Source organism: Algibacter ulvanivorans (assembly GCF_048381495.1).
Classification (GTDB): domain Bacteria; phylum Bacteroidota; class Bacteroidia; order Flavobacteriales; family Flavobacteriaceae; genus Algibacter_B; species Algibacter_B ulvanivorans.
The window spans coordinates 1-394 of the sequence record NZ_JBLWGD010000029.1 but is presented as its reverse complement, the minus strand read 5'-3'; the positions used below and the strand labels follow the sequence as shown (position 1 = coordinate 394).

Here is a 394-nt window from a genome sequence, read left to right as displayed (position 1 = left end):
CATGTTTTAAATTCCTCTTTAAACAAAACCGAAATTAAGCGTGTGAAACAAGACATTGTGGATGGGGTTACCAAGCTGCTTTATGTGGCACCCGAATCGCTTACCAAAGAGGAGAATGTTGAGTTTTTACGTTCGGTAAAAATATCCTTTATGGCTGTAGATGAAGCCCATTGTATTAGTGAATGGGGTCATGATTTTAGACCGGAATACCGTAATTTAAAACACATCATTCAACGTATTGGAGATGATATTCCCATTATAGGTTTAACAGCTACTGCCACACCTAAAGTGCAGGAAGACATTTTAAAAAACCTAGCCATTCCAAATGCTAAGACGTTTAAGGCTTCTTTTAACAGACCGAATCTGTATTACGAAGTACGCCCTAAAACCAAAC

The 394-nt window shown here is 38.1% G+C and carries 1 protein-coding gene; it reads left to right on the top strand.

Translation table 11 applies throughout. The features are described from left to right. A partial coding sequence (locus tag ACNG5D_RS15850) for a DEAD/DEAH box helicase (RefSeq protein ID WP_418184506.1) occupies nucleotides 1-394 on the top strand: 394 nt, incomplete at both ends.